This window comes from Marinobacter sp. 1-4A (assembly GCF_016597725.1).
Lineage (GTDB): Bacteria > Pseudomonadota > Gammaproteobacteria > Pseudomonadales > Oleiphilaceae > Marinobacter.
This window is the reverse complement of the sequence record NZ_VCGY01000004.1, coordinates 268,674-295,156: the sequence shown is the minus strand read 5'-3', so window position 1 is coordinate 295,156 and position 26,483 is coordinate 268,674. Positions and strand designations below refer to the sequence as shown.

Below are 26,483 nucleotides of genomic sequence, written 5' to 3'. Positions count from 1 at the left end.
TTGTACCTCTGTTCAAGAACTCCTCAAACCTTGTTTATTTCAACTTAACCACCCGCAATCGCAGCGCATTGGCAATGACGCTCACCGAAGACAGTGACATCGCTGCAGCTGCAAAAATTGGTGATAAGAGAATCCCTGCGAGCGGGTAAAGCACACCGGCCGCAATCGGTATACCCGCCGCGTTATAGATAAAGGCAAAAAACAGGTTTTGCCGTATGTTGCGCATGGTCGCGATTGATAAATGACGCGCTTCCACAATACCCATCAGATCTCCACGCAAAAGGGTTACGCCCGCGCTTTCAATCGCAACATCTGTGCCGGTACCCATAGCTACGCCCACATCGGCCGTAGCCAGCGCCGGAGCATCGTTCACACCGTCTCCGGCCATGACCACGATACGGCCCTGATCCTTGAATTGCTGGACGATCTTCGCTTTGTCCTCTGGCAGCACTTCTGCTTTGACTTCATCGATATGGAGCTTGCGGGCAACGGCTTCGGCAGAGGTCTGGTTATCACCTGTCAGCATAACCACGCGGATGCCGTCCTTCTGCAACGAGGTTATAGCTGCTTCGGTGGTTGGTTTTATGGGATCTGCAATGGCAATCAACCCACAAACCTGACCATCCACTGCGGTGAATATCACCGTCGCTCCATCCACACGAAGCTGATCCGCCTTTTCTTCAAAGGCAGAGGTGTCGACACCTTGTGACTCCATCAACAACCGGTTACCAATCAGAACGCTTTTCCCATCAATCTTGCCGGTTACACCTTTACCATTGGGCGAGTCGAACTCCTCTGCATCCGGCAAGGCAAGTTCCATGGCTTTGGCTTTATCAAGAATCGCATGCGCAAGCGGGTGCTCACTGCCCTTCTCCAGGCCACCGGCATATCGCATCAGATCTTCTTCACTGAAGTCGTTAGCCGGAACCAGTTTCGTCACCTTGGGCTTACCTTCGGTGAGTGTGCCGGTTTTATCGACCACCACCGTATCGACCTTCTCCATACGCTCAAGCGCTTCGGCATCACGGATCAACACGCCATTTTGTGCGCCTCGCCCTACGCCAACCATGATTGACATAGGCGTAGCCAGGCCAAGAGCGCATGGGCACGCAATAATCAGCACGCTCACCGCTGCAATAAGGCCATAGGCCATTGGTGGTGTCGGCCCGACGACGGACCAGACAATAAAGGCAATAACGGCGATCACGATGACTACTGGAACAAACCAACCGGACACTTTGTCTACCAGAGCCTGAATCGGCGCACGGCTGCGCTGTGCGTTTGCTACCATCTGCACAATCTGCGACAGCATGGTGTCGCGCCCGACTTTGTCAGCTCGCATGATGAACCCGCCTTGCTGGTTCATGCTGCCACCAATCACCTGGTCACCCGCCTGCTTGCTCACAGCCAGGGGTTCACCCGTCACCAGGGATTCGTCGACATTCGAGCGCCCCTCAAGAATCTCTCCATCCAAGGGCACTTTATCGCCGGGGCGCACTCGCAAACGGTCACCAACCTTCACCTGATCAAGAGAAACGTCGGACTCGCCCCCGTCGTCATCCAGCTTTCTTGCCGTGGCCGGGGCCAGATCCAGAAGCGCTTTTATCGCACCCGAGGTTTTCTCTCTAGCACGGAGTTCCAGCACTTGCCCAAGCAACACAAGCACCACAATAACCGCAGCCGCTTCGAAATAAACGGCGACCGAGCCGTCCACCTGACGGAAAGCATCGGGGAAAATCTGTGGAACCAAGGTCGCCACAAGGCTATAGATCAGCGCAACGCCAGTACCCATAGCAATCAACGTGAACATGTTCAGGTTGCGGCTGAGAACTGATTTCCAGCCCCGAACAAAGAACGGCCAACCACTCCAGACAACAACAGGCGTTGCCAGCACCAACTGAATCCAGTTAGAAGTTTGCGGCGACAGGATGTGATCGAGGCCTGTGAGGTGGCCGCCCATTTCAAGCAAAAACACCGGAAATGCGAGAAGCAGTCCAATCCAGAATCGACGAGTCATATCCGTAAGCTCTGCCGAAGGCCCGTCGTCGAGGCTCACTTGTTCCGGCTCCAGACCCATGCCGCAAATCGGGCAATCTCCAGGCCCTTGCTGACGAATCTCCGGGTGCATCGGGCAGGTAAACATGGTTCCGGGGGCTGCCGGCTCCGCAGGCTCCTGTTTCTCCCCGAGGTATTTATCCGGGCTTTCATCAAACTTCGTCTGACATCGGGAAGAACAGAAATACCAGTTTTTGCCAGCATGCCGGCTGCGATGCTCCGCGGCATGGGGGTCTACAGACATTCCGCAAACCGGGTCTTTAACAGCGTGTTCATCGTGATGCTCACTCATTACGCGCTCCTGCTTTATCTGCCGGCCAATCCGCAAACGCAACGAAATATAGAAGAACCAGGTTTACCATCGGTATAAGGATCAATATTCCCATCCAACCGGGGTAACCGGTACGCTGACAGATCCGCCACGCGGGTATGACCACAACAATGGCGATGACCAGCATCCATAGCCAATGCCCTGCCCACATTGTATTCCCAAACATATCCCCTTCCATCATGGGGTTACCCTCCGATTTGCGTGTTGAATGTCAGTGATGGTGTTCATGAGATTCATCACTGTTTAGCGACTTTCTTCTAGCGGACGACTTCAGGAATATCTGCTCGGCAACCGCTATTACAACCATTGTGGCCACCGCCACGCCTATTACAAAGGGGTCGGTGTTCAGCTTGACCCACACAAAGCCGCCCAGAATCATTAAATCCAGGATGATCGCCACCGCTGGTACCCATCTCGCAGCCTTCACATCCTGATGCAGGTAGCGCAGCACGCCCCAATGAATGGATATATCCATGATCAGATAAAACACAATGCCCAGTGCTGCAATTCTTGATAGATCGAAGAAAGCGGTCAGAACCAGGCCGAGCACCACGGTGTATACAAGAGTGTGTTTCTGGATGCTGCCAGGCATTCCAAAGTGGCTATGGGGCACCAGCTTCATCTCGGTCAGCATGGCCAGCATGCGAGAGACTGCAAAAATACTTGCGAGAATGCCTCCGGCCGTTGCCATCATGGCGAGCACAACTGTGAACCACAGGCCGTAATCACCCAGTGCCGGGCGCGCTGCCGCTGCCAAAGAATAGTCCTGAGTTTCAATAATTTCAGAGAGGGAGAGATTGCTTGAAACAGCGAATCCCACCAGTGTGTAGAGCACAACGCAGACGGCAATGGAGATGACAATCGCGCGACCGACATTGCGATGCGGGTTTTTCACCTCGGAGCCGCTGTTGGTAATGGTGGTGAACCCCTTGAAGGCCAAGATGCCCAGTGCCGTTGCACCCAGAAAGTTGCCGGCAGTGCCAGCCTCACCACTTCTGGAAAAATCGACCGCAAGGCTGTCCGCCAGCCAGACACCCACCAAACCAAACACCAGAATACCGCCAATCTTGAGGATCCCGATCAACGACGCTGTGCCCTGAATCCAGCGGTTACCAAGCAAGTTGATCAGGAATGCCGCAACAATCAGCGACACACCCAGGATGGAAACCATGCGCCCGCTTTCATCGCCGCCGAACAATTGCATGGTGTATGACCCGAATGTTCGAGCCAGGAAGCTCTGGGCAATCACCATGGAGAAATACATCAATAGCGCGTTAAATGCCGTTGCCAGCTTGTCCCCATAAGCCTTATGAAGATACATGCCAATACCACCCGCCGATGGGTAGGCATTGGAAATCTTGATATAGGAGTAGGCGCTGAACGACACAACGATTGCTGCCGCGAGAAAGGCCAGTGGAAAAAGAGCCCCGGCCATCTGGGCCATTTGTCCGGTCAGCGCAAAGATACCGGCGCCAATCATGACGCCGGTGCCCAGCATGACGGTCCCTGATAGGCTCAGGCTACCTTCCTTGTAGCGAGTGGTTCTGTCTTGCTCCCTGCTCATTGAAACTCCTGTTATTTTTTCATGGGTGGGATTTTCGAACAGCAAAACGGCTCATGCTTTGCGTTTGCACGGACGTTGTCATCGGTGAACCGATACCACGCGAGCTTTTGTCGGTGCCACCAACCGCTTTTTAAACGCCCCCCGTTAGCTTCAACAAGAGCAACCAACTCGTCAGTGGACCAATGTGTTCCATCAAACACAGCAATCAGCTTTCCTTCCGGTTTAGCCTCCGCAAAATCCACACATGGATGATGGTTCAGCTCCTGGATCAAGTCGCTCCATTGAACCTCAGAAAGGCCTTCAACCGTCAGTTTGCGCCGAAGCAGAAACTGCTCCTGATTTGTTGCTTTGTGGACTTTAGTCATGATGTTGCACCTCTCAACCCGTGTCCCAGTCTCCATCAGAACATGTCCAACTGAATTACAACTGAAAATCGGAGCGCAAAAGACCCACGCATACCGTAATTTGCGTTACATCAATGTATGAAGAAACAGGCCAGGGGCTGCTGCCCTGGCCTGTTTGTCACCTCAGAAGGAGAGCCGAGCCCCAATAACCGCAAACCAATCCTCTGTGCTTCCGACACCGGCTCTGGCGTAATCCGCCGTGTCACCGTATTTACGTTCGTGAACAACACCCACGTAAGGCGAGAAGGCGCGGTCAATCAGGTCGTAGCTCAACCGTAATCCGCTTTCTGTGGATACCAGGCCCTTGCCGACTCCAATTTCTCGATCCTCGCTGAATGCCACCGTTGCATCGAAAGTAGCTGTGAGTATCCAGTAATTGGTGAGCAGCAATTCATACTCTGCATCCAGATCAGCAGAAGTGTCGCCGTCCTTGCTCACGTAAAGGTTCGCATCGATTTCCAACCACTGCGGCGCCAGACCCGCGACGCCAAGAACCGCATAGGTTCGATCCGGCCCTTCCGGTGTGTCGAATCGTACCCCGGCTTTTGCGTCGAAAAACTTGGATATGGGAATTTGCCCGACCAACTGATTTTCGAGTTTTTCGTAGGCTCGCTCTTCGAAGGAATACTCGCCACTAGTAAGCCAGCGAGCTTTGAAATTGTCAGTGCCGTAGAAGAAATCCGCGTCCCAGACGCCTGCTTCCTCATCGTCGTCACTGTAACGGTATTCAAGCTCTTCGAACTGCGCACCCCACACCTTCAGCGGTTGCTTGCGCTGGGTGGTGTCCGGCATCCGTTCTTGAGCGGATGCCAACACCGGTATGACACTCAGGCTCACAACCGCGCTTGCAATCACCGGTATCCAAAGCTTCATACGTCACCCCCAACTTCGCTCAGCTGCTCACTGGATGCGGCCTGTGTCGATTCCGGCCCACCCTCAACAATCACTTTTCGGAACATGCCAGCCGCCATGTGGTAAGTCAGGTGGCAATGGAAGGCCCACTGCCCAGGCGCATCCACTTCGGTTTCCATGTAAACCGTGGTACCAGGCTGCACACTGACGGTGTGTTTGATCGGATTCCATTGGCCCGCGCCAACATCGAGAATCGACCACATACCGTGCAGGTGCATGGGGTGCGTCATCATGGTTTCGTTTACAAATTTGAAGCGAACTCGTTCGCCATATTTCAGGCGTATGGGCTCAGCGTCCTCGTATTTAACGCCATTGATGCTCCAGGTATAGCGTTCCATGTTGCCTGTGAGGCGCAACTCGATTTCCCGTGCAGGCTCCCGTTCTTCGTAAAGTGGCTTCTGTGCTTTGAGGTCGGCGTAGGAGAGGAATTTGCCGCCATTGGCTGCGGTCGGAACCAGCCCGCTGCCTTTGGCGTAAAAGGGATCACTTGCACCACCCTCGGGCATCGTCATCGAGCTATGATCCATACCCTCCATCCGGGAATGATCCATATCAGACATATCGGCCATCTCGTTTTCGCCGACCATGTCACCGTGATCGCCCATGTCGCCGTGATCCATGCCGGGCATATCCCCGTGATCCATTCCCGGCATGCCGCCCATGTCCGCCATGGTCAATCGTGCGGGCTCACGTAATCCGGGAACAGGCGCTTCCATCCCCTCCTCTGGCGCCAGCGTTGCTCGCGCATAGCCGGAGCGTCCCATGGACTCGGCAAAAATCGTATAGGCCTGCTCGTCCTTGGGCCGAACGATCACGTCGTAGGTTTCCGCGACGCCGATACGGAATTCATCCACATTGACCGGCTGTACGTTATTGCCATCGGCCTGCACGACGGTCATTTCCAGGCCCGGAATCCGGATGTCGAAATAGGTCATTGCGGATGAGTTGATAAAACGCAGCCGAACTCGCTCGCCGGGCTCAAAGAGACCTGTCCAGTTCTGTTCCGGACCTTTGCCATTAATCATGCCGGTAAAACCCTGCAGATCCTCAACATCGGCCTGCATCATGCGCATGTCGCCCCATGCCAAGCGTTCTTTCACAGTGTTCAGGAAGCCGTTTTCTGAAGCGTCTGAAAAGAACTCACCCACGGTTTGCTGTTTACGGTTGTAGTAATCCGGCGTTATCTTGAGGTTGCGCATAACCCGTTCGCTGGCGTGCGGGTGCTTATCCGTCAACTGAACCACGTATTCGCGATCGTAGCGAAACGGCTCTCGCCCTTCTGGTTCGATGATAATGGAACCAAAGGCCCCCTCCGGCTCCTGAAAGCCCGAGTGGCTGTGGAACCAGTAAGTTCCCGATTGTGTAATGGGAAACTTGTAAGTGAACGTCTCCCCGGGTTTGATGCCAGGAAAGCTGATCCCCGGAACACCATCCTGCTCAAAGGGAAGAATCAAACCGTGCCAGTGAATAGAGGTCATCTCGTCAAGGTTGTTGGTAACGTTGATGGAAACCTCTTCTCCCTCTTTGAAGCGTAAAGTGGGGCCGGGAGATTTGCCGTTGTAACCTACCCCCTCTTTCACAAATTCCCCGGTATCGATTGTCACTCGGTCCACGGTCAGGTTGTATTCACCCGCTAAGCCAATAGCGGGTAAAAGCAGGCTTAAAGTGCCTGCGACAAGAGTCCTCTTCATGATCAACTGCTCCCGAAATACTTCGTCGTATTCAAAGATCCCAACGCGCCGGCTATTGAGCGGGCGCGATAAACTGTTACTTGTTCGAAAGTATTCAGTTGAAATTTACTTCGCCGTACATGCCTGCCTGATAGTGCCCTGGCACGTTGCAGGCAAACTCGATATTGCCCTTTTCAGAAAACGTCCAGATGACTTCCTGGCTCTCTCCCGGCTCTAACAGCACGCTGTTCGGGTCGTCGTGCTTCATGGACTTGCCGTGCCCCATATCCATTTCCATCATGTCGTGATTGAGCTTTCCGCCCTGAATAGCGCCGTGCTCAACCATCATCATCATTTCTTTTTGATGGGCTTCGTGCATCTCGGGGGTGCCAATGTTGAACTCGTGCACCAATTGACCTTTGTTCTGAACCACAAAACGCACCGTTTCTCCTGGTTTGACTTCGATAGCTTCAGGCTCGTAGTAGTTGTCATACATCTCCACTGTAATGCTGCGACTGGCATCAGACGCTTTACCCGGTTCGCCGCTCTTGGCGCTGTGACCGTGTCCGCCTCCGTGGGTACCCGCGCCTAGTGCTGTTAACGAAATTGACATGGCAACTGCTGCAACTGCGAACTTTGCTAGACTCATTAAACCTTCTCCTATGGTGCGGCGTAACGTGCGTTCGAAATCTGCGTTTGCCCCGCAACGTGAATGTTGTGCTAAAACGCTTGATACCATCGCGCACGAACCTGAACTCTTTCTGAAAATCCGGATTTATTTGCAGTTCAGGCTCAATTCAGTTTGATAAGCGACACTGCTGTTGCCTGTTCTGACTTAAAAAAGGAAGCGATACATGAGACTACTGCTGGTGGAGGATGACCGACTGCTTGCGGAGGGGCTTACCAGCCAACTTGAGAAGGCTGGCTTCAGTGTGGATATCACCCACACAGCCAAAGAGGCGGTAGTTTTAGGAAAACAGGAAGACTACAAAGCAGGCGTGCTCGATCTCGGGCTGCCAGATGGAAACGGTCTGGATGTGCTGAGAAAGTGGCGATCAAGCAAAGTCACTTTTCCGGTACTGATCCTCACCGCAAGGGGGGACTGGCAAGATAAGGTAAACGGCCTCAAAGCTGGCGCAGATGACTACCTGGCCAAACCCTTTCAAACGGAAGAGCTGATTGCCCGTTTGAACGCCATCATGCGCAGAAGCGAAGGCAGGGTTCACTCAACGGTAAAAGTGGGGCGGTTTGAGCTCGACGAGAATCGGCAATGCCTGCAAATCGAAGATGGCACCGAACACAGCCTGACCGGTACGGAATTCCGGTTACTGCGCTGTCTGATGGGACGGCCTGGTCATATATTCTCCAAAGAGCAGCTCATGGAGCAGCTATATAATCTAAACGAAAGCCCCAACGAAAATATCATCGAGGCATACATCCGGCGCCTGCGAAAACTGGTTGGCGCAGAAACCATCGCAACGCGGCGCGGTCAGGGATATCTGTTTAATGACTCTGTTTAGAAAGCCTGTGTCCATAAAAGGGGCACTTCTGCTCCTGCTATTACCCGCAGGCATTGGCTTGATGGCCATCGCATGGTTTGTGCACGGATTGCTTCTGGAGCGAATGTCCCGGGAATTTGTGGAGAGCCGCTTGAAGGATGAAGTGGCTTTTCTAGAGCACCATATTCGCCAAGCCGGCGGCCAGATAGACATGCTTCAGACTGGGGATTATTTTGAAGAAGTATTCCATCATGCCTTTGCTATCCAGTCTTCCGCTCAAACGGTCATATCCCCCCAATCCTGGCATCCGTTGCTGAGGCCATTACTGAAATCGGATGAGCAGAAAAGTATCAGAGTACACGGCGCCGAAATATCTGATGCACCCTCCGATATCCTCGCCTATCGAAAATCCTTTTTGGTGAACGACACCCTTATTACCGTGATCGTTTCAGAAGACATGGGCGCGCTACAAAACAGCCAAGCTGAGCTGCATGTCTGGACCGCAATTGTATCGATATTGTTGATCTTGTTGCTCGTGGGGATTATCTGGTTCGGCATTAGTTTGTCGATGCGGCCAGTTGTATCACTGAAGGCGACTCTAAAACGTCTACAGAGCGGTGAAATTTCCCGGATAAACGTGGAGGCCCCGGAAGAATTCCGGCCACTGGTGCAACAACTCAACCAACTTCTGGACTCTCTGGACCAGCGGCTTGAGCGCTCCCGGGAAGCGCTCGCAAACCTGTCTCACAGCGTTAAAACGCCCATCGCTGCCGTCAGGCAGGTTCTCGAAGATACCAGTCGGCCGCTTAATGATGAATTGAGACATGAGATGGGGTCGCGCTTAAGTGATATCGACAAACAACTGGAAGCAGAGATGCGCCGCAGCCAGTTTGCCGGACCACAGGTGGGCAAAAGTGCATATCCGGTAAAACAGGCTCGAGATCTACTGTGGATGTTGGGTCGTCTCTATCCAGAAAAGTCGTTTGAGCTATCGACGTCACTCACTGAGGAGTTTCGCTGGCCGATAGAGGAGCACGACTTGAACGAAATATTAGGGAACTTGCTCGATAATGCGGGGAAGTGGTCGTCAGAATGCGTTGAGCTCTCTTTGGAACAAAGCACTGGTTTGGTTCAGGTCATTGTCACAGATGATGGTCCCGGGGTTGCAGAAGATAAACGAATTCACTTGGGCAAAAGAGGAAAACGGTTGGATGAACAAACACCCGGACACGGGCTTGGCCTTGCTATCGTGCGCGAGATAGTTGATCGGTATGGCGGCGAGATTTCGTTTTCAAACGGGTTAAAAGGTGGTTTGCAAGTAAGGATCGAAATCGCTGTCTGATGTTTTTTACCGCAACAGATCAGCTCACACCAAAACCTGTCGTGTGGTCGCAATATAGTGATGCACCTGACGCTCGGTTTCAGTGTCAACCATGTTCTCGGGGCGGCGACCTCTGGGGCACGGCATGCGCGGGGTTGTACCAAACAACCGGCAAATCAACGGGCGTTCTTCGTACACGGTGCATCCATCCGGGCCAAGGTGTACGCAGTTGAACTCATTCAACGCAGCTTCGTGCTCGGCATCTGTTTTCACAGGTAAACGTGAAATCTCTTCTGAAGAGGTTGTTACCGGGCCACAGCAATCGTGGCAACCGGGCACACACTCGAATGTAGGAATGTCCTCACGCAGTCGCGCGATTATGTCCCGGTTACGATACATTGATGATCACCGTTCAGCCCTCTTGTCGTATGTAAGTACGCCCTAAGATACAATGCCCGGCTGCTACTTTACCAATCCGGGAACTCTGTATTTCATGCCTGAACCCTCACCTGCCACGGCGAATTACTCACGCCAGAAAATCGTTCTGATCATATTGTCTCTTGCCATCGGTGGTTTCGGCATTGGCACCGGTGAATTTGCCATTATGGGGCTTATGCCCAATGTGGCACTGGATTTTGGTATTACCGAGCCTCAGGTTGGGCACTTGATCAGTGCTTATGCTCTCGGGGTTGTTGTAGGTGCACCGGTTCTGGCGATATTTGGTGCTCAGCTATTCCGCAAACATCTGCTCATTGCTCTCATGGCATTTTATGCGCTGGGTAATTTCGCCAGTGCGATGGCTGGCAGTTATGAAACCTTGATGGTTTCCAGGTTTGTTGCCGGCCTGCCCCACGGTGCCTACTTCGGTGTTGCGGCCTTGGTAGCCGCATCGTTAGTGCCGCTCAATCAAAGAGCTAAAGCGGTAAGCTTCATCATGATGGGGCTGGCCCTGGCTTTGTTGTTTGGGAACCCGCTGGCCACATTGCTTGGGCAGCATCTGGAGTGGCGGTATGCCTTTGGCTTTGTGGCCGTTATTGCTGCAATAACCACAGTGCTTGTATTCGTTTTTCTGCCTTTAAACCGCGATGAAGTACGCCACAGTTCCCTAAGCGAGTTGCGCGCGTTCAATAGCCCTCAAATCTTGTATCCACTGGCCATCGGTGCAGTCGGATTTGCCGGTATGTTCTGCGTGTTCAGTTATCTGGCACCGACGCTACTGAACGTCACTCAGGTAGAGCCAATTTGGATCCCTGTTGGCTTATTTGTATTTGGTCTAGGTGGTTTTGTAGGCAATATACTGGGCGGTTGGCTGTTTGATCGCTTTCAGTTCAGAAGCGTGGGGCTGATTCTGCTTTGGGCTGCCGTAGTGCTGGCGCTGTTTCCAGTGGCCACGGGCTCCCTCTGGAGCATTTTAATTGCCTGCTTTCTGGTGGCACTGATGGTGGCGATGGGCCCTGCCCTGCAAACTCACTTAATGGACGTTGCCCACGGTGCTCAAACCTTGGCTGCAGCTTCCCATCATGCGGCGTTTAATCTCGCCAATGCGATTGGCCCCTGGCTAGGTGGCATGGCTATAAGCGCAGGTATGGGTTGGCAAGTTACTGGTTACGTGGGTTCGGCGACGGCGGTTGCCGGGTTGCTGATTTTCCTTGTGGCGCAGAAACAACTGAGTGGCGAGCGAGCACCTTCAGCGCGCAGTTAAAACTCACTGCTGTTATTTAACATTTTTTTGATATTTTTCTGACCAAATACTGACGCCCCACCCTCTATTCTGCACTCCCCTTTTATGAGTCGCTTGGGAGAATCCTCTGACTGAGAGTTCTCTGGCTGCTCTGACGGAGAGTGTAGGCATGCCTTTATCCTTTTGTTCCAAACGTCACTCCCTACCCAGACACGTTTATCGAGGTTTCCGCTGGGCCGGTGCCTACACACCGATATTAATGTTGTTTTTTGCGATACTTCTCATTGGTAGTCTATCGAGAACTCTGTTGGTGGCATGGCAATTCCACCGGGTTACGGAGACAACGGTATGGCCTGATATCTTCCTCCATGGGCTGCGGGCAGACCTGATCATGGCTGGCATGGTCGTGGCACCTTTGGTTTTGCTTTTACCGATTCTGGGCCATCGCTTCAGCTGGTTAGCCTGGAAGCGATTGACGGTTTTTTGGGCGCTGATTGTCGTTTTCTCTTTTCTTTTCATGGAGTTTGCTACCCCAACCTTTATCGCCGAGTACGATACTCGGCCCAACCGTTTGTTCATCGAGTATCTGAGTTATCCCAAGGAAGTAATGAGTATGCTTTGGGAGGGCTACTTGCCTGCCGTTATCATCGGGATTTTTCTTTGCGTACTACTGACTGGTCTGTTCGCTTGGTTACTGCGACCGTGGGCACGAGAGCCCTCGCCGGGCAATTATCGTAAAGCGATTCTGATATGGCCCCTTGTGGTTATTGCTGTGTTTATGAGCGTTCGCTCTACTACTGGCCACCGCCCCGCCAACCCGGCGATGTTTGCACTGACATCAGACGCCATGGTGAATTCACTGATTATCAACTCTACCTGGTCAGTGGCTTTTGCCGTCTACAACCTTAAACATGAGGAAGACGCAGATGCCCGTTACGGACAGATGGAAATGTCTGAAATACTGAACGAGACCCGGAGCGCGCCCTGGCTCCGTGGAGCAGAATTCAATTCCAGGCATTTTCCGACGCTGCATCAACAAATACCGGTAAAAGAACGGCCGCGCCCTCTTAATCTCGTGATTGTTCTGGAGGAAAGCCTGGGCGCGACTTTTGTTGAATCCTTGGGTGGACGCCCGGCAACCCCCCGCCTTGAGGCTTTGAAAAATTCTGGTTGGTGGTTTGAGAATCTGTATGCAACAGGCACGAGATCTGTTCGGGGTATCGAGGCTGTGGTTTCCGGATTCTTGCCATCTCCCGCTCGCAGTGTGGTGAAACTATCACTGTCCCAAACCGGTTTTTTCACACTGGCTGATTTGTTAAAACACCAAGGTTACAACACCGGTTTTATCTACGGCGGAGAGGCGCATTTTGACAATATGCGCAGTTTTTTCTCGGGTAATGGTTTTGACAACATCCTGGACCAACAGAACTACGTCAATCCCGTTTTTACCGGAAGCTGGGGGGTGAGCGATGAAGACCTGTTCACGAAGACCCACGAAGAACTTCAAACGCTTCATGCCTCCGAAGAACCCTTTTTCCGACTGGTATTCTCGTCATCAAATCACACACCGTTTGAATATCCGGACAACCGAATTGAGCAGTACGACGAAGAGAAAAGCACAGTCAATAATGCCGTCAAGTACGCAGATCATGCCTTGGGTGATTTCATAGACACCGCGCGGAACAGTGATTATTGGAAAGATACTCTGTTTTTGATTGTGGCCGATCACGACGCCAGAGTTTGGGGCGATGAGCTGGTCCCCATCAAAAACTTTCACATTCCAGGGCTGATTCTGGGAGCGGGTGTGGAAAGCCGGCGCATTGAAACAATAGCTAGCCAGATTGATCTTGCACCAACGTTGCTCTCACTCATGGGTATTGCCAGTGAGAACCCCATGGTTGGACGTGATCTGGTGAGATTTCCTGACGCACCCGGTCGGGCGATTATGCAGTTTAACGATTACTATGCATGGATGGACAGCGACTACAACGTGACGGTATTGCGCCCCGAGCAAGAACCCTTGGCAGGTATCTACTCGCCACAAGTCGGGAGGACTCAATATTTAGCCGGCGCTCCAGAGGACGCGGCCACAAAAAAAGCGTTAGCCCATGCGCTGCTGCCCCTGAAACTTTACCGGGAGCAGGCCTATGGTCTACCTGACGAACAGGATCAAACCAGGTTATGAACGTGAATGACAAACTCAGTGCCTTCGCTGTCCGACTTGGCTACCTCCAAATCCCAGCCCAATCGCTCACACACCAGCCTAACGATCAGCAACCCAAAGGTGGTTTTGCTGAACTCGCCGGTTACCGAGGTGATAGCGCTTGGTTCCCCAACCGTATTTAAGTGCTCGGCCACTTGAAGGGGCAACCCGGCCCCAAAATCTCTCACCGAGATTTTGTTATCGATTATTCTTACCTCCACTTCAGAGCGAGTGTGGCGAAGCGCATTTTGTAGCAAGTTACGCATTAGCATGCGCACCAGAGCCGGATGGGTTATGACTCGCAACGTGGGGTTATTGTTGCAAAGCGTGATCCGCCCAGAATGGTCTGGATACCCATGTTCCAGATCATCAACAGTGTTCTTAACGACATCTTGCAGCACAATGGTTCTCGCATCGCTTTCAGACGTTTCACTACGGGCAAGTTCAAGCAGAACCTCTGTATCGTCGCGCATGGTTTGCATGGCCCGGCGAATACGGGCGAGGGTTTTCTGATCCGCCGCCGACAGGCTTTGCCGTTGCTCCAATACATTCAGGGCGCCACTCATCACGGCCAACGGCGTGCGCAGCTCATGACTGGCTAGTTTCACAAATGATTTCTCACGTTCAATGTGATGTTCAAGCTCTGACAGGAAGCGGTTAAATGCCTGAGCTATGTCACAAAACTCCTGATCACGGTAATCCGTAGTGATTTGTGGCATCGACGGACCGGGGGCTGTGTTAAGGACTTCACGAGTTAACTTTTTGAAAGGGCGTACCAAGTACCCGGCTCCTGTGCGGGCAACAATAAAACCAATCAGGAGCATGAAACCAGCGACACCAGCAAGAGCTAGCTGAACCAGAGCCTCACGATTTTCCATAATCGTAATATCCTGGGCCAGGAAAAGTTTGCCATCGGGGGATTCCAACTGCGCTCCTACTATCAGCAGCGTTGTCTGGCCTATCTCTACTTCCTGAGAAAATGGTAAATGGCGACTGCGGAAATATTCCGGGAGCAAAGCCTCCGCCTCGCCTTCTGGCAGGAAAACGGCCTCCAGCTGTGCTGTTTTTATGGGTTGAAAGCGCCCTTCCCGGAGTTGCTCCGCGAAATACTCGGCCTCCGCCTTGAGTTCCAGATCCAGAATGGTGTCCTCAACATCATAAACAAACATCTCAACAATAATCATGGAGGTCGCTGTAGTGGCGGCAATCAGGAAAAACAGGGTTCTGGCCAGGCGCTTAGTCAAAGATGACTTCATGATGTGCTCACGCGGGCCTTCTCGGGAACGTCAAGGCTGTATCCCCGCCCATGGATGGTTTTTACCAGACCGTTACCCAAGCCAGACTGCAGCGACTTTCGAAGTGTGTAGATGTGGGTACGAAGGCTGTTCCCTTCCATTTCCCCATGGTGAGCCCCCCATAAAGCATCGCTCAAGGCTTCATGGCTGAGAAAACTCGGGTATGCACGAACCAGTAATTCAAACAGGCGCGCAGGGGTGCCGGACAAAGCCGTTTTCGACCCGTTCAATTCGACTTCCAACGTGCCAGGATCGAACCGAAGATCACCCGCAGACAGAATTGGCCTCTGTGGCGCGTAGCGCCGATGCAGAGCTTCAACCCGTAATTGCAACTCACGCAGCTCGAAAGGCTTCACAAGGTAGTCATCCGCACCGCAATCAAACCCTTTTTCCTTGTCGGGCAGGCCACTCAATGCGGTCATCAGAATGACGGGGGTCTGGCATTGCAGATCATTACGTATACGCTTACAAATATCATAGCCATTGACGCCGGGTAGCATCAGGTCGAGCACGATAACGTCATAGCTTTGCGTAGCCAGTAGATGCAATGCGGTCAAACCATCAGCAGCAAAGTCCAGTGCGTAACGATCTTCACCTAGAAATTCAAACAGATTTTCAGCAAGGTCGACCTGATCCTCAACGATTAACAACCTGAGTTGTGCCTGATTAGATGTCACTCGAGCGAACTCCGTTGGCGTCAGACAATGGCTGCTGGTCCCTTGGCAGTTCCTCAATGACCAACAATTGATAGCGTCTATTTTCCATGACCTTATCAGTCGAGATGGCTAAGCTGGCCACTTTATCGGCTGGCCAGTTTCTGGGAACCGCAACATACCAATGCTGATACGCATCGGCCGTCTGAAAACTGTTCAATCCGCTCTTTGTCATCTCCAGAGCGGTTCCGTTTGAGTAGAACCGGGCTGAAAATGGCAGGTCGTCCAGATAGATCAACGGGCTATCGTTGGCTGTCCGGTTCAACTGATAATAACTTACCAGCTCTTTCTCTGTCTTGAGTGACTGCCAACCCGTGGCGGAAAGACCTACGAACAGCGTCAATAAAACCGGGACCAAAACCGCCAAGCCACCTCGCAAGCGGAGCAACCAGAAAGACTGGCATTCCGACGCCCAACGACCGATTAAAATAGCTGTAAACGGTAACGAGGGTAATATGTAAGTCCAAAGTGTATTGCCTGCTAACGTGAAGAACAGCATGGGTGCCAGTGCGCTGACCAACAAAAAGCTGACGCCCGGATTTGATATTGTCTTGCTTAAAATATCTCGTCTTTTCCCCCTGAACCACGCAAGTGCCAGACTCACCAGCGCAACGATGCCCCACGGGAACGAAGCCCACAACCAGAACATCCAGATCATGCCTTTAGGTTGATTATGAGCGCTGCCGTAGAGATCCCCTGCCCACCCCGGATCCAGAAACCTACGCACATGTTCCCCAACGATAAAGTAATCCAGAAAACCTGGCGTCTTGAGTTCCGCCAATATATACCACGGGCAGACGAATAGGGCCGTCAACAGGATTCCCCGCCACCAGGGCAGCCGTCGCAGGTTGTTAATGGTTTCCCTCCATGAAAGGAGTAACCACATGACGATGGGAATCCCGACCAAGACCAGGGCTAACGGCCCTTTGGACAGCAGCCCCATGGCCAGCCCAAGGAAGAAAAGCCACCGCCATAATCCGCCCTCTCCTGCCATTACCAGGCAAAAGCTGACCAGAGTCAGAGTGGTGCCCAATGCCAGGAAGGCGTCGGTCATCACGGCGCCGGCGCTGATGTAGGTAAGTGCCATGGTCACGAAAACCAGGCTACTCCACTGAGCAACCTGAACATTCCAGATTTGCCGCGCCAGTCTCCATACCAGCCACACCATGGCGAGCGTCACCAGCCAGGAGGGAAACCGCAGGGAAAATTCCGAAACACCAAATACCTTGATGGCTGCCGCCTGAGCCCAGAACGATAAGGGCGGCTTACCCCAGAATGGAACTCCGGGCTCGAACCACGGCGTAACCCAATCACCGGTTTCCGCCATCAGGCGTGCAATTTCTGCGTAACGCGGCTCGGTTGTATCGGCAAAGGGGAAGAATGCCATACCAATAAAACGGCTAACCAGCACTGCAACCAGTATCAGCAGCCACACGTTAAACCGCTTTGACATGTCGCGCCCCCGTTGTTTTAAGCTGCACTTGCTGGCGTGTGCCAGTCAGATTTTCGATCACTTCGTCTGTCAGATATACCGGGCGTTGCTTTGATTCCATGTAGGTCTTGCCGACATATTCACCCACGATACCCACACTCATCAGCTGAATACCGCCAAGAAAGCTGATGATGGCCACGAGCGAGGGGTAACCGCTGGTGGCATCGCCCAGCATTAATGCCTTGACCACAATCCACAGCCCGAATACCGCGCCCATACTGGCGGCGATAAGCCCGATCAAAGTTGCCCAGCGCAATGGCGACACGGAAAATGAAGTCAGCCCTTCCAGTGCCAGGCCCACCAACCCAGGGTAATCCCATTTGGTTTCACCCGCTGCTCGGGGTTCCCGATCGTACTGAATAACCTGAGTAGGCATACCAATCCAGGCGAACAAGCCTTTCATATAGCGGTTGCGCTCTGTCAGCACCAACAGCGCATTAACGGCTTTGCGGCTCATCAACCGAAAGTCACCGGTATCGACGGGAATATTGGTTCGGCTGGTTCGGTTCAGCAACCTGTAAAACAGATGCGCACTCCAGCGTTTGAACGCGGTTTCGCCAGCCCGTGAGCGCCGCTGCATCAGGACAACGTCAACACCCGACTGCCAGCACTCGACCATGGCCGGAATTTGCTCAGGTGGATCTTGCAGGTCTGCATCCAACACGATCACCGCATCGCCTTTGGCGTGCTCCAGCCCTGCGGTCATTGCGGCCTCTTTGCCAAAATTGCGACTCAGTTTGATCAGCCGGATGCCGGGCATTCGGTCAATAACGCTGCGGATGTATTGGGCACTGCCATCATCACTGCCGTCATCAATCAGCACGATCTCCCAGTGCACGTCCAGGGGGGCAAGCAACGGTAGCACCCGATCAAAGAAAAGAGGCAGCATCGGGCGTTCGTTGTACAGCGGCACCACCAGTGATAACAGCGGCTTGTCAAGCGGGCCATCAAAAGGTACCACGGGGAATTCAACGCGTTTGTTCATGGAAAACCAACCTCTGATAAACGGTGTAATTCAGTGCAGCGACAAGCCCTGTAGTCACGATTTGTGACAGCGTTACGGGCAGTGCCAGAACGTTGTTGAGCAGGAAAAAGAAGACGAGATTGCAGAACCAGGCGCCAAAACAGGAGCCGATATAACGCCACACCGTAACCCTGTGAGGGCCGGCATTGCGAAATGCCAGGCGCCGTTGGAGGCCGTAATTTAGCACCGCGCCAGACACGCTCCCGCTAGCTGTTGCCAGCACCGGTTCAAGCCCGGCAGCGATCAATGCGGCCATTACAAGCCAGTGGAACAGCGTGGCAAAACCGCCGGCCGCCACAAATCCCCGTAATTGGCGAGGTAATAGTGTGTTCATGACAATAACCACTCCATTGGCGACTGATGAAGTCGACCTGACATTGAGTGGGTATGATGACCTACCTTGTGTCACAGCTTTGTGGAGGTTTTATCAGGAAAATGTCAAAACGTGAGATGATCCGCGCCTGAATCAGGCTTGCGGATTGATAATGAGCCGAATAGTTAAAGTAGGCTTGAAATATAAGTGGCGAGTAAAAATCTCTTACGCAACCACGCCAAATATTCGCCCTACGCCAGCCGTGATTGCCATTGCGAGTGCGCCCCAAAATGTAACTCTGATTGCGCCGATAGTAATCGAGGCCCCACCTGCACTTGCCGCAACCCCGCCCAGAAGCGCGAGAAAAACCAGAGAGGATACTGCAACCACATAAATTAGCTGGCTACCCGGTACAACCCATGCCGCCGCCAACGGAAGTGCGGCACCAATGGTAAAGGTACCTGCCGATGAGAATGCCGCTTGGACGGGCTGGGCGCTAACCGTTTCCGAGATGCCTATTTCATCCCTGGCGTGTGCACCAAGAGCATCGTGAGCCATTAACTGCTCAGCGACTTGCTTCGCGAGAGCCGGCTCAAGCCCTCTGCTTTCGTATATTAAAGCGAGTTCCTCTTTTTCAAACTCGAAATCCTGCTCCAATGATCTTTTTTCAATAGCCAGATCTGCCTTTTCCGTATCGGACTGCGAGCTAACGGACACGTACTCCCCAGCAGCCATAGACATAGCGCCCGCTACTAACCCGGCAAGTCCTGCCAGAAGAATGCCTTCATGAGCACTGCTAGCGGCGGCCACACCAATAATCAGACTTGCCGTGGAAACTATTCCGTCGTTTGCACCTAATACAGCTGCACGTAACCAACCCACGCGATGTGACCGATGGACTTCACTATGACTCATAGGTTTTCCCAATAAATAAAATTGAAAACGATGCTGTAGAAAACCCCTCGCAGCACGCTCACTTCCTGATGATCAACTCATTATGGATGGTATGGAAGCCGTCCGCTCTCTGAGCGAGCTTTATGGCGGTATCGATTTGCCTCTGCGTGTCGACGACGCCAACCAGGCGCACATCACCTTTCCGCGTGGTCACGATAATAAGTTCAGGGTCTCCCTGCAAGGCCCTCTTGACGTTTTCGGTTACGTCTGCATCCGCCACGTTGACGGCGTTCGAGCTGGTTCGCTGTAGACCTTCGAAATTTCCCGGAGGCTTATTGCAAGCAGTCAACAGCGCAACGGTGATCAAAGTGATGCTCAAGAACTGTGTTCCACGATATTTATTCATTGGACTCTACTCATTGTTGGCTGGGCTGAAAGACAAGCCCGGTTTCAACGAAACTTAAAACTTTCCTGGTGAAAGCGTAATGAAATGGACTGTTGCTTCAGACCGCTTCGCAAGGCTTTAGCCAAGCCCTGCGGGCCGCAGAACCAGATATCCACTCTGCGGTCATGGATTTTCAGTTGCGTCGCGGTCAACCACTGCCCCTGCAGGCTGTCGTAGATGTGCAGCGATATGTCCGGAAGTTGCTGCACCAGTTGTTGCAGGCGAGCCAGCATGGGATCACCCAAGGCTTCGGCAGTGCAGTAATGCAGTGTGACCCCTGGATATATTTGGTCGGTATTGATAAGGCGCTTTTCCAGGGCAGCCAGAAACGGTGTGATACCGATGCCGCCAGCAACCCAGATTTGCTGGGCATTTTTTCTGCCGCTGTCGGGGTCAAAGCGACCATAAGGTCCTTCCAGCGTAACTGCCTGACCACTCCGTAGCTTCCGCGGGATCTTGCGGGTGTAGTCCCCCAGCGCCTTGATATGGAAACTGAGCTGCCCGCTGTCATTGTCAGCGCTGGACAGGCTGAAAGGATGCGCTCCTTCCATCCGGTCGAAGGTCACCAGAGCAAATTGTCCGGCTTGATGGCCAGGCCACCGCTTGCCCATCTCACAGACAACTTCCGTGATGTTAGCTGGTGTCTGCCTGACGGCCTGAACCAATCCCTTATAGCGACGACTCCTGCCGATTTGCCCGGTTAGCGATTGCAGGCTTGCGACGGCACCACCTGCTATCAACAGCGCCATCAGCCAACCAGTGGGTTGTTGCCACCATTTCAGCGGGGCCAGCAACAATGCGTGGGTGGCCAGTACCAGATAAATCACTGGCATCACCCGATGCAGGTGGCGCCAGTAACCATAAGGCACCCAACGCAGGAGAGTGATAACAACCAGAAACGCCAGCACATACAGGCCGGGCTCGCCGAGGTCTTCAGCGCCATCCTGCAAGCTGTCCAGCAGGCCGGAGAAGTCAGCTTCCTTCAAGCTGCGATCTGATCCAAGCAGCGCTTCGAGGGCGTCATCCGCCATTTCAATCAACCAGTGTGACAGCGCAAAAACGACGGCCAGAATGCCGGTCCATTTATGCAACTGATACATGCTGTCCAATCCACGTAATGGCGATTCCAGCCATACCGGCCGGGTTGCCAGCAGCATAGTGATAGACATGAAATTGATGGCAAGATAGCCACTGAGTGTGAGGAAATTTTCATAGCTCAGCCCCGGGGCCCAGAAGCTGAACTGAGCCGCCAAAAGCAGAAAAAGGGTGACACTGGTACGTAGGTTAGGCACAAACAAACTCCGGCTTGGGTTTGTCTGAATTCTGCAAGATTAACCTGACACCAGCCTTAAACCCCTGAGTGTTGCACGACAATATTCACTTCTGCTTCAAAACCGCCGCTTTGGCCTGAGGCTGGTGATCGAAGGTTAAGGGCAGTACCTGCGCCGGTGGCAATGGCGTCCACTATGGCAAGTCCGATACCGGAGCCCAGTGTTTTCGAATCGGAGCGTACAAAACGGTTGCGCAATAATGCGAGCTTCTCTGGCGGTACAACATCACCTGCATTAGCGACTCGTAAAGTGCCCTCACCTGTAAGGCTTATATGTACTGCCCGGTCGGCTGCGCCGTGCCTGAGTGCATTCTCTATAAGGTTTCGTGCCAGGATGGCAAAGGCATCAGGATCGAGTAATGACATTACGCGGTTGCCTGGCAAATTCAGCTTGAGGCGACCGGGAGCTTCACGCTCGTAATCGTTGGTGATCATTTGCAGGATAGGCACCAAATCATTTTCGTTTTCAGACAGAGCACTGCCACCTTCAGCCTTGGCCAGTTCCAGCAACTTTTCCGACAATCTGGACAAAGTGCGAAGCGATTCTTCAATTTCGCCGGCTCGCGCTTTAACTCCGGCATCCCGGGCTTCAGTTTTTAACCGCTGAAGCTTCGCCAACGCCGTTGCCAGTGGCGTTCGCAATTCATGGGCACTGTTAGCAGTAAAGCTTCGCTCGGCTTCAAGCGCTCTGCGCAAACGCTCCAATAAGCGGTTAACTGAAACCATGGTAGGTTCAAACTCTTTTGGCAGGCGGTCTACCGCCACCGGAGAGAGGTCACTGCCACCGCGGGTTTCTATCGATTGCTGCAGTATAACCACCTGACGAAGCGACCGTTTTATCACCCACCACACACCAACCAGGCTGATGGGAATCAGAAGCACCAGTGGAGTGAGCAATGCAAGGCTGGTATCCAGTATGGCTTCGCGGCGGTGGCCCAAGGGTTCGGCAACCTCGATGAACAGGGTATCGCTGATGGCCCCCTCGCCGTATATCCGGTGTGTAGGCGTTTCAGAGAATCCTTCGCGAGGCTTGGCACCGAAAATACGCGGATCTGCGTCATGGGATTGCAGCAGCAGCTTGCCTGACGCGTCTCGAACCAGATAAGTGAGATATTCATCGTGTTCTTTCAGGGCCAATGCCCGCTGATCGCCTGTGTCATTTTCCCGGTTGAGAATATCGGTCACCGCCAATGGCAGGATGCGCTGCGCCGTCTCTTCCAGGGCGCTGTCGAACACTTCATTCATTTCATGGCGCGCAATAACCCCGGAAGCAATCACGCCCAACAGCCAAAGCAAGGTCACGCCGAGGGTAAGCCAGGTACCAAGGGTTTTCTGCAAGCTGGTTTTAGTGGTCATAAGCGTTTAACCGGTAACCCATACCTCGGACCGTCACTATGGCGTCGCGCCCAAGTTTTTTGCGCAAACGGCTAATGTAGACCTCAATGGTATTGCTCTCGATCTCGGCCCCGAATTCGTACAGCCGATCTTCAAGCTGTGAACGCGACAGCAGTATTCCCGGGCGCTGCAAAAACCCTTCAAAGAGCGCCCACTCCCGGGCGGTGAGCTCCACTGGCTCGCCGTTGCGGCTAATGCGATGGTCACCAAGATCCACTTCAAGATCGCCAATATGCACCAGAGGGTTCGGATTGCCGCGATAGCGGCGTGCCACGGCCGCTACCCGGGCAGACAGCTCTGATAAATCAAAAGGCTTTATCAGATAATCGTCAGCACCGGCATTCAGCCCTGCAATCCTGTCTGAAACCTGGTCCCTGGCGGTCAGAATGATGACGGGCGTTGTGTCACCGGCTGCTCGCAGTTTTTTAAGAAAATCAAAACCGTGGCCATCCGGCAGCATCAAATCGAGCAAAACCAGATTATAAGCGGTGGTTTTCACGCTGGTTTCCGCAAAACCAAGACTTTGCACCCAGTCCACGGCGTGCCCGTCCTCGCTGATCTGATCCCGCACGGCTTCACCCAGCCCGGTTGTATCCTCAACCAACAGTACCCGCATGTTTCACCTTTTGCCTGTTCACGATCTGAAGATACTACAGCCCTCACCTGACAGCAGCCTGAACCTCTTACCAATCTGCTGACCATTCTGCTTCTCGGCCTCCTGTTCAGCCCACTGTCAGGTAAAAGCCTTAGGGTTGATTAAACCGATTCAACGGGAGACAAGCCATGAAACTCAAACCCATTGTTATCAGCCTTTCGTTACTGCTGGTGAGCGGTGCCGCCCTGGCTGACGATGACTGCGATGACCCGGTTGCCCAATGGCAGCCACGGGAAAACCTCCGGAAACAGCTGGAAGCCGAAGGCTGGACGGTGTTCCGCATCAAGGTGGACGACGGTTGTTACGAGGTCAAAGGTCGGGATCCAAATGGTTACCGCGTGGAAGCTGAGTTCTCTCCGGCGACCTTTGAGCTGATGGAAATGGAGCGGGAGGACGACGATGACGACCATCGTGACAGATCCAAGCGCTATAGCGAACCGACCAATGAAGATCGGGTTCCCCGGAAGGGCATTGTCAAAGGCCGACCCAGCGTAACGGTTGAGTAATTAAAGGAGATTACGTCATGAGAAAAATTCTGTTTGCTCTAGGGCTTTCAACGGTAATGGCATTGCCGGCTTATGCCCAGGCTCGGGAAGTCACCTTTACCACCCAGCTGAAAAACTATGGCGGTGACGGGGCTTATCTGGCTCTCTACCTTACGGATACCAACGGACAGTACCAGGGGACTCTCTGGATTTCAGGAGAGAAAAGCAAATATTACAAGCACCTGCGGGACTGGGCACGGGGCAGTGGCCTGAATCAGGCTGAATACGACGGCCTGACCGGCGCCAGTGTGACCAGCGGCCGCGCCCTGAAAGTGACTCTGGAACTTGAAGACGCTTTGATCGACTCCGGTTATCAGATTCGTGTTGATACTGCCGTTGAAGACATGCGTGACAACCGTTCGGATGTGGTGGTGCCTCTGACCACAGAGGATTCCGGGAAAACGGTATCCGGCCGCGGCTATGTTCAGTCCTTTGTCTATGACCTCAAGTAAACGGCGGGAGACACATTAATGTTGCGCAAGCTCCATGGTTTACCCGGGTTGGTCGCTGCATTATTGCTGGTAGTGCTGGCGACCTCCGGAGTTGTTTTGTCCGCAGTACCGGCACTTGAGCGGTCGCGTGCTGTTGTCCCGGCCGCTGGCGAACTCAGCGTGGCTGATCTGGCTGAGCGCGTGGTGGTGAATTATCCCGGTACCGAACAGATCGCACGTTCTCTCTCGGGCGAAGTTGTCGTTTATTACAGTCGTGATGGCAAGCCGGGTGCCGACCTGGTTAACCCTCTTACCGGAGAAGCTATTGCACCCTACCAGCCATCGGCATTCTTGCGCTGGGCAAAGAACCTGCATCGATCGTTTCTTCTTGATGATGCCGGGCGAATACTGGCCGGGGTGTTGGCGGCACTGATGGTATTGATCTGCCTGTCCGGAGCTTTTCTGTTGGCTCGACGCCTGGGGGGCTGGAATGCGATTGTCCGGCCCATTCCAGGCTCCGGTGGCCTCCGGATTCACGCCGAACTGGCACGATTTGCCGTGATTGGTTTGTTACTGTCAGCACTGACTGGCAGCTATATGTCGGCTGTCAGGTTTGGCCTGTTACCACAGGGTGCGATTACGGAGCCCTCTTTTCCTGCAGAAGTTTCAGGCGGTACACCAGCACCGGCAGGCTCTTTGAGCGCGCTGAAAAACGTGGATGTCAACGAACTACGGGAACTGGTATTCCCCTATCCGGATGGCCCCACAGACGTCTACTCCCTGAGCACCACTCAGGGTTCCGGTTTCGTGGATCGGGCAACCGGAGAACTGCTGCAGTACCAGCCGCGTTCTACCGGCAGCCAGTTCCAGCACTGGATGGTTCGCCTGCATACGGGTGAAGGCTTATGGTGGTTAGGTCTGATTCTCGGGATAGCGGCGCTGACCGTGCCGGCACTGTCATTCACCGGCCTGCAGATCTGGTGGCAACGGCGATCATCTGCCATAAGTCTGGGTGAAAATGCGAACATCGAAGCCGCTGACACCGTCATTCTGGTGGGCTCGGAAGGCAACACCACTTGGGGCTTTGCCATGGACCTTCAGAACAAGCTCAATCTGGCAGGAAAGAAAGTACACTGCGCGCCCATGAATGATCTGGCTGAGCATTATCCGAAGGTCAGTGCGCTTTTCATTCTGACGTCAACCTATGGTGATGGTGATGCGCCCTCCTCTGCCAGTCAGTTTATGACTCGGCTTGAGCGCTTTCAGCCAGATGATGGATTGAAGTTTGTGGTTCTCGGCTTTGGCGACCAACAGTTCCCGAAGTTCTGCCAGTATGGGCTGAATGTGGATAAAGCGCTCAGCAACAAAGGCCTAAAGCAAATGCATCCCCTTACCCGTATTGACCGCGGCTCCGCCACACAGTTTCGGGAATGGGGCGAGGCAATCAGCGAGTATATGGGCATTCCGCTAGCACTGAGTCATAACCCCGCGCCTGAAGTGATGTCAGGGTTCGAGCTTGTTGAGCGTGTGGACTACGGGGTTGCGGTGAATGCGCCTACCAGCATCTTGCGCTTCAAGCCGGTACAAAGTGACAGAAGTCTCTGGCAGAGACTTCTGTTTCAAAACCGGGAGAACCTGCCGGACTTCGAGGCTGGCGATCTGTTTGGGGTTTCGCCCCCCGGAGATAAGGCTCCCCGGTTCTATTCGCTGGCGTCCTCGGCGTCGGATGGTCAACTGGAAATCTGTGTTCGTAAACAGGCCAATGGCCTGTGTTCCGGGTATCTGCACAGTCTCAAACCGGGAGACCGGATTAGCGGATTCATCCAGCAGAACCCCGGCTTTCGACCGGCGGGGGGCACCAGGCCCATTATTCTCATTGGCGCTGGCGCAGGAATCGGCCCACTAGCAGGCTTTATCCGGAAAAATACAGAGCGCAACCCCATGTACCTCTACTGGGGCGGGCGTAATCCGACATCGGATTTTCTCTATCAGCCAGAACTGGGCGGTTATCTGAATGACCACCGACTGACCGAACTGAACACCGCCTTTTCACGGTCGGCAGACAAAGCCTACGTTCAGGACGCCATCATGGCCGATCAAACTGCACTGCGACAAAGGATTGAGACAGGTGCACAGATATTGGTATGTGGAGGCCGGGATATGGCCGCCAGTGTACGACAGGTGTTTGATTCAATCCTCAAGCCATTAAACCTGAATGTAGATAAATTGAGAAATGAGGGCCGCTACCTGGAAGATGTTTACTGAAGAATAAGGCGAATCGCCTGGTACACCCGATCCCCTATTGACCGGG

At 53.4% G+C, this 26,483-nt stretch carries 25 protein-coding genes; 7 read left to right on the top strand and 18 right to left on the bottom strand.

All coding sequences use genetic code 11. The features are described 5' to 3' along the window. Positions 1-34: 34 nt before the first annotated feature. From FE845_RS11120 to FE845_RS11090, 7 genes are all read right to left on the bottom strand, one after another. Positions 35-2,347 (bottom strand): heavy metal translocating P-type ATPase, encoded by a 2,313-nt coding sequence (locus tag FE845_RS11120; protein ID WP_200364518.1) that lies wholly within the window; start codon positions 2,345-2,347, stop codon positions 35-37. Further along, positions 2,340-2,567 carry a hypothetical protein gene (locus FE845_RS11115; RefSeq protein ID WP_200204630.1) on the bottom strand — a complete coding sequence of 76 codons (228 nt, stop codon included), beginning with the start codon at positions 2,565-2,567 and terminating at the stop codon, positions 2,340-2,342. Before FE845_RS11115 ends, FE845_RS11120 begins: the two co-directional genes overlap by 8 nt. Before the next feature lie 30 nt (positions 2,568-2,597). After that, the gene (locus tag FE845_RS11110) at positions 2,598-3,950 is read right to left on the bottom strand and encodes an APC family permease (protein WP_200364516.1); all 1,353 of its coding nucleotides are present in this window, start codon (positions 3,948-3,950) and stop codon (positions 2,598-2,600) included. A gap of 11 nt (positions 3,951-3,961) precedes the next feature. After that, a complete protein-coding gene (locus tag FE845_RS11105) occupies positions 3,962-4,315 on the bottom strand; it encodes a hypothetical protein (protein ID WP_200364514.1) in 354 nt (117 codons plus the stop codon). Positions 4,316-4,477: 162 nt separating this feature from the next. After that, on the bottom strand, positions 4,478-5,227 hold the full coding sequence (locus tag FE845_RS11100) for a copper resistance protein B (RefSeq protein ID WP_200364512.1): 750 nt from the start codon (positions 5,225-5,227) through the stop codon (positions 4,478-4,480). After that, positions 5,224-6,957, bottom strand: a complete 1,734-nt coding sequence (locus FE845_RS11095; protein ID WP_200364510.1) for a copper resistance system multicopper oxidase — start codon at positions 6,955-6,957, stop codon at positions 5,224-5,226. Before FE845_RS11095 ends, FE845_RS11100 begins: the two co-directional genes overlap by 4 nt. 94 nt (positions 6,958-7,051) lie before the next feature. After that, on the bottom strand, positions 7,052-7,585 hold the full coding sequence (locus tag FE845_RS11090) for a cupredoxin domain-containing protein (RefSeq protein ID WP_200364507.1): 534 nt from the start codon (positions 7,583-7,585) through the stop codon (positions 7,052-7,054). A gap of 205 nt (positions 7,586-7,790) precedes the next feature. Between FE845_RS11090 and FE845_RS11085 the strand changes: the two genes are divergently transcribed. Continuing rightward, positions 7,791-8,456: a response regulator transcription factor gene (locus FE845_RS11085; protein ID WP_200364505.1), complete on the top strand. Its 666-nt coding sequence runs from the start codon at positions 7,791-7,793 to the stop codon at positions 8,454-8,456. After that, positions 8,443-9,777, top strand: coding sequence for a sensor histidine kinase (locus FE845_RS11080; RefSeq protein WP_200364503.1), 1,335 nt, complete (start codon positions 8,443-8,445; stop codon positions 9,775-9,777). Before FE845_RS11085 ends, FE845_RS11080 begins: the two co-directional genes overlap by 14 nt. Positions 9,778-9,801: 24 nt before the next feature. On the opposite strand, the gene FE845_RS11075 is transcribed toward FE845_RS11080, so the two are convergent. Further along, positions 9,802-10,155, bottom strand: coding sequence for a YkgJ family cysteine cluster protein (locus tag FE845_RS11075; protein WP_200364501.1), 354 nt, complete (start codon positions 10,153-10,155; stop codon positions 9,802-9,804). Positions 10,156-10,249: 94 nt separating this feature from the next. Between FE845_RS11075 and FE845_RS11070 the strand changes: the two genes are divergently transcribed. Together FE845_RS11070 and FE845_RS11065 are read left to right on the top strand one after the other, a co-directional pair. Continuing rightward, on the top strand, positions 10,250-11,458 hold the full coding sequence (locus FE845_RS11070; protein WP_200364499.1) for an MFS transporter: 1,209 nt from the start codon (positions 10,250-10,252) through the stop codon (positions 11,456-11,458). Positions 11,459-11,606: 148 nt separating this feature from the next. Further along, on the top strand, positions 11,607-13,622 hold the full coding sequence (locus FE845_RS11065) for an LTA synthase family protein (RefSeq protein ID WP_200364497.1): 2,016 nt from the start codon (positions 11,607-11,609) through the stop codon (positions 13,620-13,622). On the opposite strand, the gene FE845_RS11060 is transcribed toward FE845_RS11065, so the two are convergent. The 10 genes from FE845_RS11060 to FE845_RS11015 form a co-directional block, all read right to left on the bottom strand. Continuing rightward, positions 13,607-14,896, bottom strand: coding sequence for a sensor histidine kinase (locus tag FE845_RS11060; RefSeq protein ID WP_200364495.1), 1,290 nt, complete (start codon positions 14,894-14,896; stop codon positions 13,607-13,609). The genes FE845_RS11065 and FE845_RS11060 overlap by 16 nt on opposite strands. Beyond that, complete coding sequence (locus tag FE845_RS11055; RefSeq protein WP_247114688.1) at positions 14,893-15,612, bottom strand: response regulator transcription factor; 720 nt, start codon at positions 15,610-15,612, stop codon at positions 14,893-14,895. Before FE845_RS11055 ends, FE845_RS11060 begins: the two co-directional genes overlap by 4 nt. Beyond that, entirely contained in the window at positions 15,602-17,101 is a 1,500-nt protein-coding gene (locus tag FE845_RS11050) for an ArnT family glycosyltransferase (protein WP_200364491.1), read from the bottom strand. Before FE845_RS11050 ends, FE845_RS11055 begins: the two co-directional genes overlap by 11 nt. Next, entirely contained in the window at positions 17,085-18,125 is a 1,041-nt protein-coding gene (locus FE845_RS11045) for a glycosyltransferase family 2 protein (RefSeq protein ID WP_200364489.1), read from the bottom strand. The genes FE845_RS11050 and FE845_RS11045 overlap by 17 nt, the downstream gene beginning before the upstream one ends. Then, entirely contained in the window at positions 18,109-18,498 is a 390-nt protein-coding gene (locus FE845_RS11040) for a GtrA family protein (protein ID WP_200364487.1), read from the bottom strand. Before FE845_RS11040 ends, FE845_RS11045 begins: the two co-directional genes overlap by 17 nt. Positions 18,499-18,702: 204 nt before the next feature. Next, on the bottom strand, positions 18,703-19,392 hold the full coding sequence (locus FE845_RS11035; RefSeq protein WP_200364485.1) for a VIT family protein: 690 nt from the start codon (positions 19,390-19,392) through the stop codon (positions 18,703-18,705). Positions 19,393-19,450: 58 nt separating this feature from the next. Beyond that, positions 19,451-19,777 carry a BON domain-containing protein gene (locus FE845_RS11030; protein ID WP_200364483.1) on the bottom strand — a complete coding sequence of 109 codons (327 nt, stop codon included), beginning with the start codon at positions 19,775-19,777 and terminating at the stop codon, positions 19,451-19,453. Between the two features lie 44 nt (positions 19,778-19,821). Further along, positions 19,822-21,108: a ferric reductase-like transmembrane domain-containing protein gene (locus FE845_RS11025; RefSeq protein WP_200364481.1), complete on the bottom strand. Its 1,287-nt coding sequence runs from the start codon at positions 21,106-21,108 to the stop codon at positions 19,822-19,824. A 56-nt stretch (positions 21,109-21,164) separates the two neighbouring features. Further along, the gene (locus FE845_RS11020; RefSeq protein WP_200364479.1) at positions 21,165-22,502 is read right to left on the bottom strand and encodes an ATP-binding protein; all 1,338 of its coding nucleotides are present in this window, start codon (positions 22,500-22,502) and stop codon (positions 21,165-21,167) included. Continuing rightward, positions 22,492-23,157: a response regulator transcription factor gene (locus FE845_RS11015; RefSeq protein ID WP_200364476.1), complete on the bottom strand. Its 666-nt coding sequence runs from the start codon at positions 23,155-23,157 to the stop codon at positions 22,492-22,494. Before FE845_RS11015 ends, FE845_RS11020 begins: the two co-directional genes overlap by 11 nt. A 167-nt stretch (positions 23,158-23,324) precedes the next feature. Here FE845_RS11015 and FE845_RS11010 point away from each other — a divergent pair, with 167 nt between their 5' ends. Genes FE845_RS11010 through FE845_RS11000 form a run of 3 tightly spaced genes read left to right on the top strand, consistent with a single transcriptional unit; the run spans position 23,325 to position 26,437 of the window. Further along, positions 23,325-23,702 (top strand): PepSY domain-containing protein, encoded by a 378-nt coding sequence (locus FE845_RS11010; RefSeq protein ID WP_200364474.1) that lies wholly within the window; start codon positions 23,325-23,327, stop codon positions 23,700-23,702. A 17-nt stretch (positions 23,703-23,719) separates the two neighbouring features. After that, positions 23,720-24,193 (top strand): DUF2271 domain-containing protein, encoded by a 474-nt coding sequence (locus FE845_RS11005; RefSeq protein ID WP_200364472.1) that lies wholly within the window; start codon positions 23,720-23,722, stop codon positions 24,191-24,193. Between the two features lie 18 nt (positions 24,194-24,211). Then, positions 24,212-26,437: a PepSY domain-containing protein gene (locus FE845_RS11000; RefSeq protein ID WP_200364470.1), complete on the top strand. Its 2,226-nt coding sequence runs from the start codon at positions 24,212-24,214 to the stop codon at positions 26,435-26,437. Positions 26,438-26,483: the final 46 nt, after the last annotated feature.

Coding starts and splice junctions, on each gene's coding strand:
- FE845_RS11020 (WP_200364479.1), bottom strand. CDS start 22,502: ATGACCACTAAAACCAGCTTGCAGAAAACCCTTGGTACCTGGCTTACC.
- FE845_RS11085 (WP_200364505.1), top strand. CDS start 7,791: ATGAGACTACTGCTGGTGGAGGATGACCGACTGCTTGCGGAGGGGCTT.
- FE845_RS11015 (WP_200364476.1), bottom strand. CDS start 23,157: ATGCGGGTACTGTTGGTTGAGGATACAACCGGGCTGGGTGAAGCCGTG.
- FE845_RS11060 (WP_200364495.1), bottom strand. CDS start 14,896: ATGAAGTCATCTTTGACTAAGCGCCTGGCCAGAACCCTGTTTTTCCTG.
- FE845_RS11040 (WP_200364487.1), bottom strand. CDS start 18,498: ATGAACACACTATTACCTCGCCAATTACGGGGATTTGTGGCGGCCGGC.
- FE845_RS11090 (WP_200364507.1), bottom strand. CDS start 7,585: ATGAGTCTAGCAAAGTTCGCAGTTGCAGCAGTTGCCATGTCAATTTCG.
- FE845_RS11005 (WP_200364472.1), top strand. CDS start 23,720: ATGAGAAAAATTCTGTTTGCTCTAGGGCTTTCAACGGTAATGGCATTG.
- FE845_RS11035 (WP_200364485.1), bottom strand. CDS start 19,392: ATGAGTCATAGTGAAGTCCATCGGTCACATCGCGTGGGTTGGTTACGT.
- FE845_RS11100 (WP_200364512.1), bottom strand. CDS start 5,227: ATGAAGCTTTGGATACCGGTGATTGCAAGCGCGGTTGTGAGCCTGAGT.
- FE845_RS11075 (WP_200364501.1), bottom strand. CDS start 10,155: ATGTATCGTAACCGGGACATAATCGCGCGACTGCGTGAGGACATTCCT.
- FE845_RS11105 (WP_200364514.1), bottom strand. CDS start 4,315: ATGACTAAAGTCCACAAAGCAACAAATCAGGAGCAGTTTCTGCTTCGG.
- FE845_RS11095 (WP_200364510.1), bottom strand. CDS start 6,957: ATGAAGAGGACTCTTGTCGCAGGCACTTTAAGCCTGCTTTTACCCGCT.
- FE845_RS11010 (WP_200364474.1), top strand. CDS start 23,325: ATGAAACTCAAACCCATTGTTATCAGCCTTTCGTTACTGCTGGTGAGC.
- FE845_RS11030 (WP_200364483.1), bottom strand. CDS start 19,777: ATGAATAAATATCGTGGAACACAGTTCTTGAGCATCACTTTGATCACC.
- FE845_RS11080 (WP_200364503.1), top strand. CDS start 8,443: ATGACTCTGTTTAGAAAGCCTGTGTCCATAAAAGGGGCACTTCTGCTC.
- FE845_RS11050 (WP_200364491.1), bottom strand. CDS start 17,101: ATGTCAAAGCGGTTTAACGTGTGGCTGCTGATACTGGTTGCAGTGCTG.
- FE845_RS11120 (WP_200364518.1), bottom strand. CDS start 2,347: ATGAGTGAGCATCACGATGAACACGCTGTTAAAGACCCGGTTTGCGGA.
- FE845_RS11065 (WP_200364497.1), top strand. CDS start 11,607: ATGCCTTTATCCTTTTGTTCCAAACGTCACTCCCTACCCAGACACGTT.
- FE845_RS11000 (WP_200364470.1), top strand. CDS start 24,212: ATGTTGCGCAAGCTCCATGGTTTACCCGGGTTGGTCGCTGCATTATTG.
- FE845_RS11110 (WP_200364516.1), bottom strand. CDS start 3,950: ATGAGCAGGGAGCAAGACAGAACCACTCGCTACAAGGAAGGTAGCCTG.
- FE845_RS11045 (WP_200364489.1), bottom strand. CDS start 18,125: ATGAACAAACGCGTTGAATTCCCCGTGGTACCTTTTGATGGCCCGCTT.
- FE845_RS11070 (WP_200364499.1), top strand. CDS start 10,250: ATGCCTGAACCCTCACCTGCCACGGCGAATTACTCACGCCAGAAAATC.
- FE845_RS11115 (WP_200204630.1), bottom strand. CDS start 2,567: ATGATGGAAGGGGATATGTTTGGGAATACAATGTGGGCAGGGCATTGG.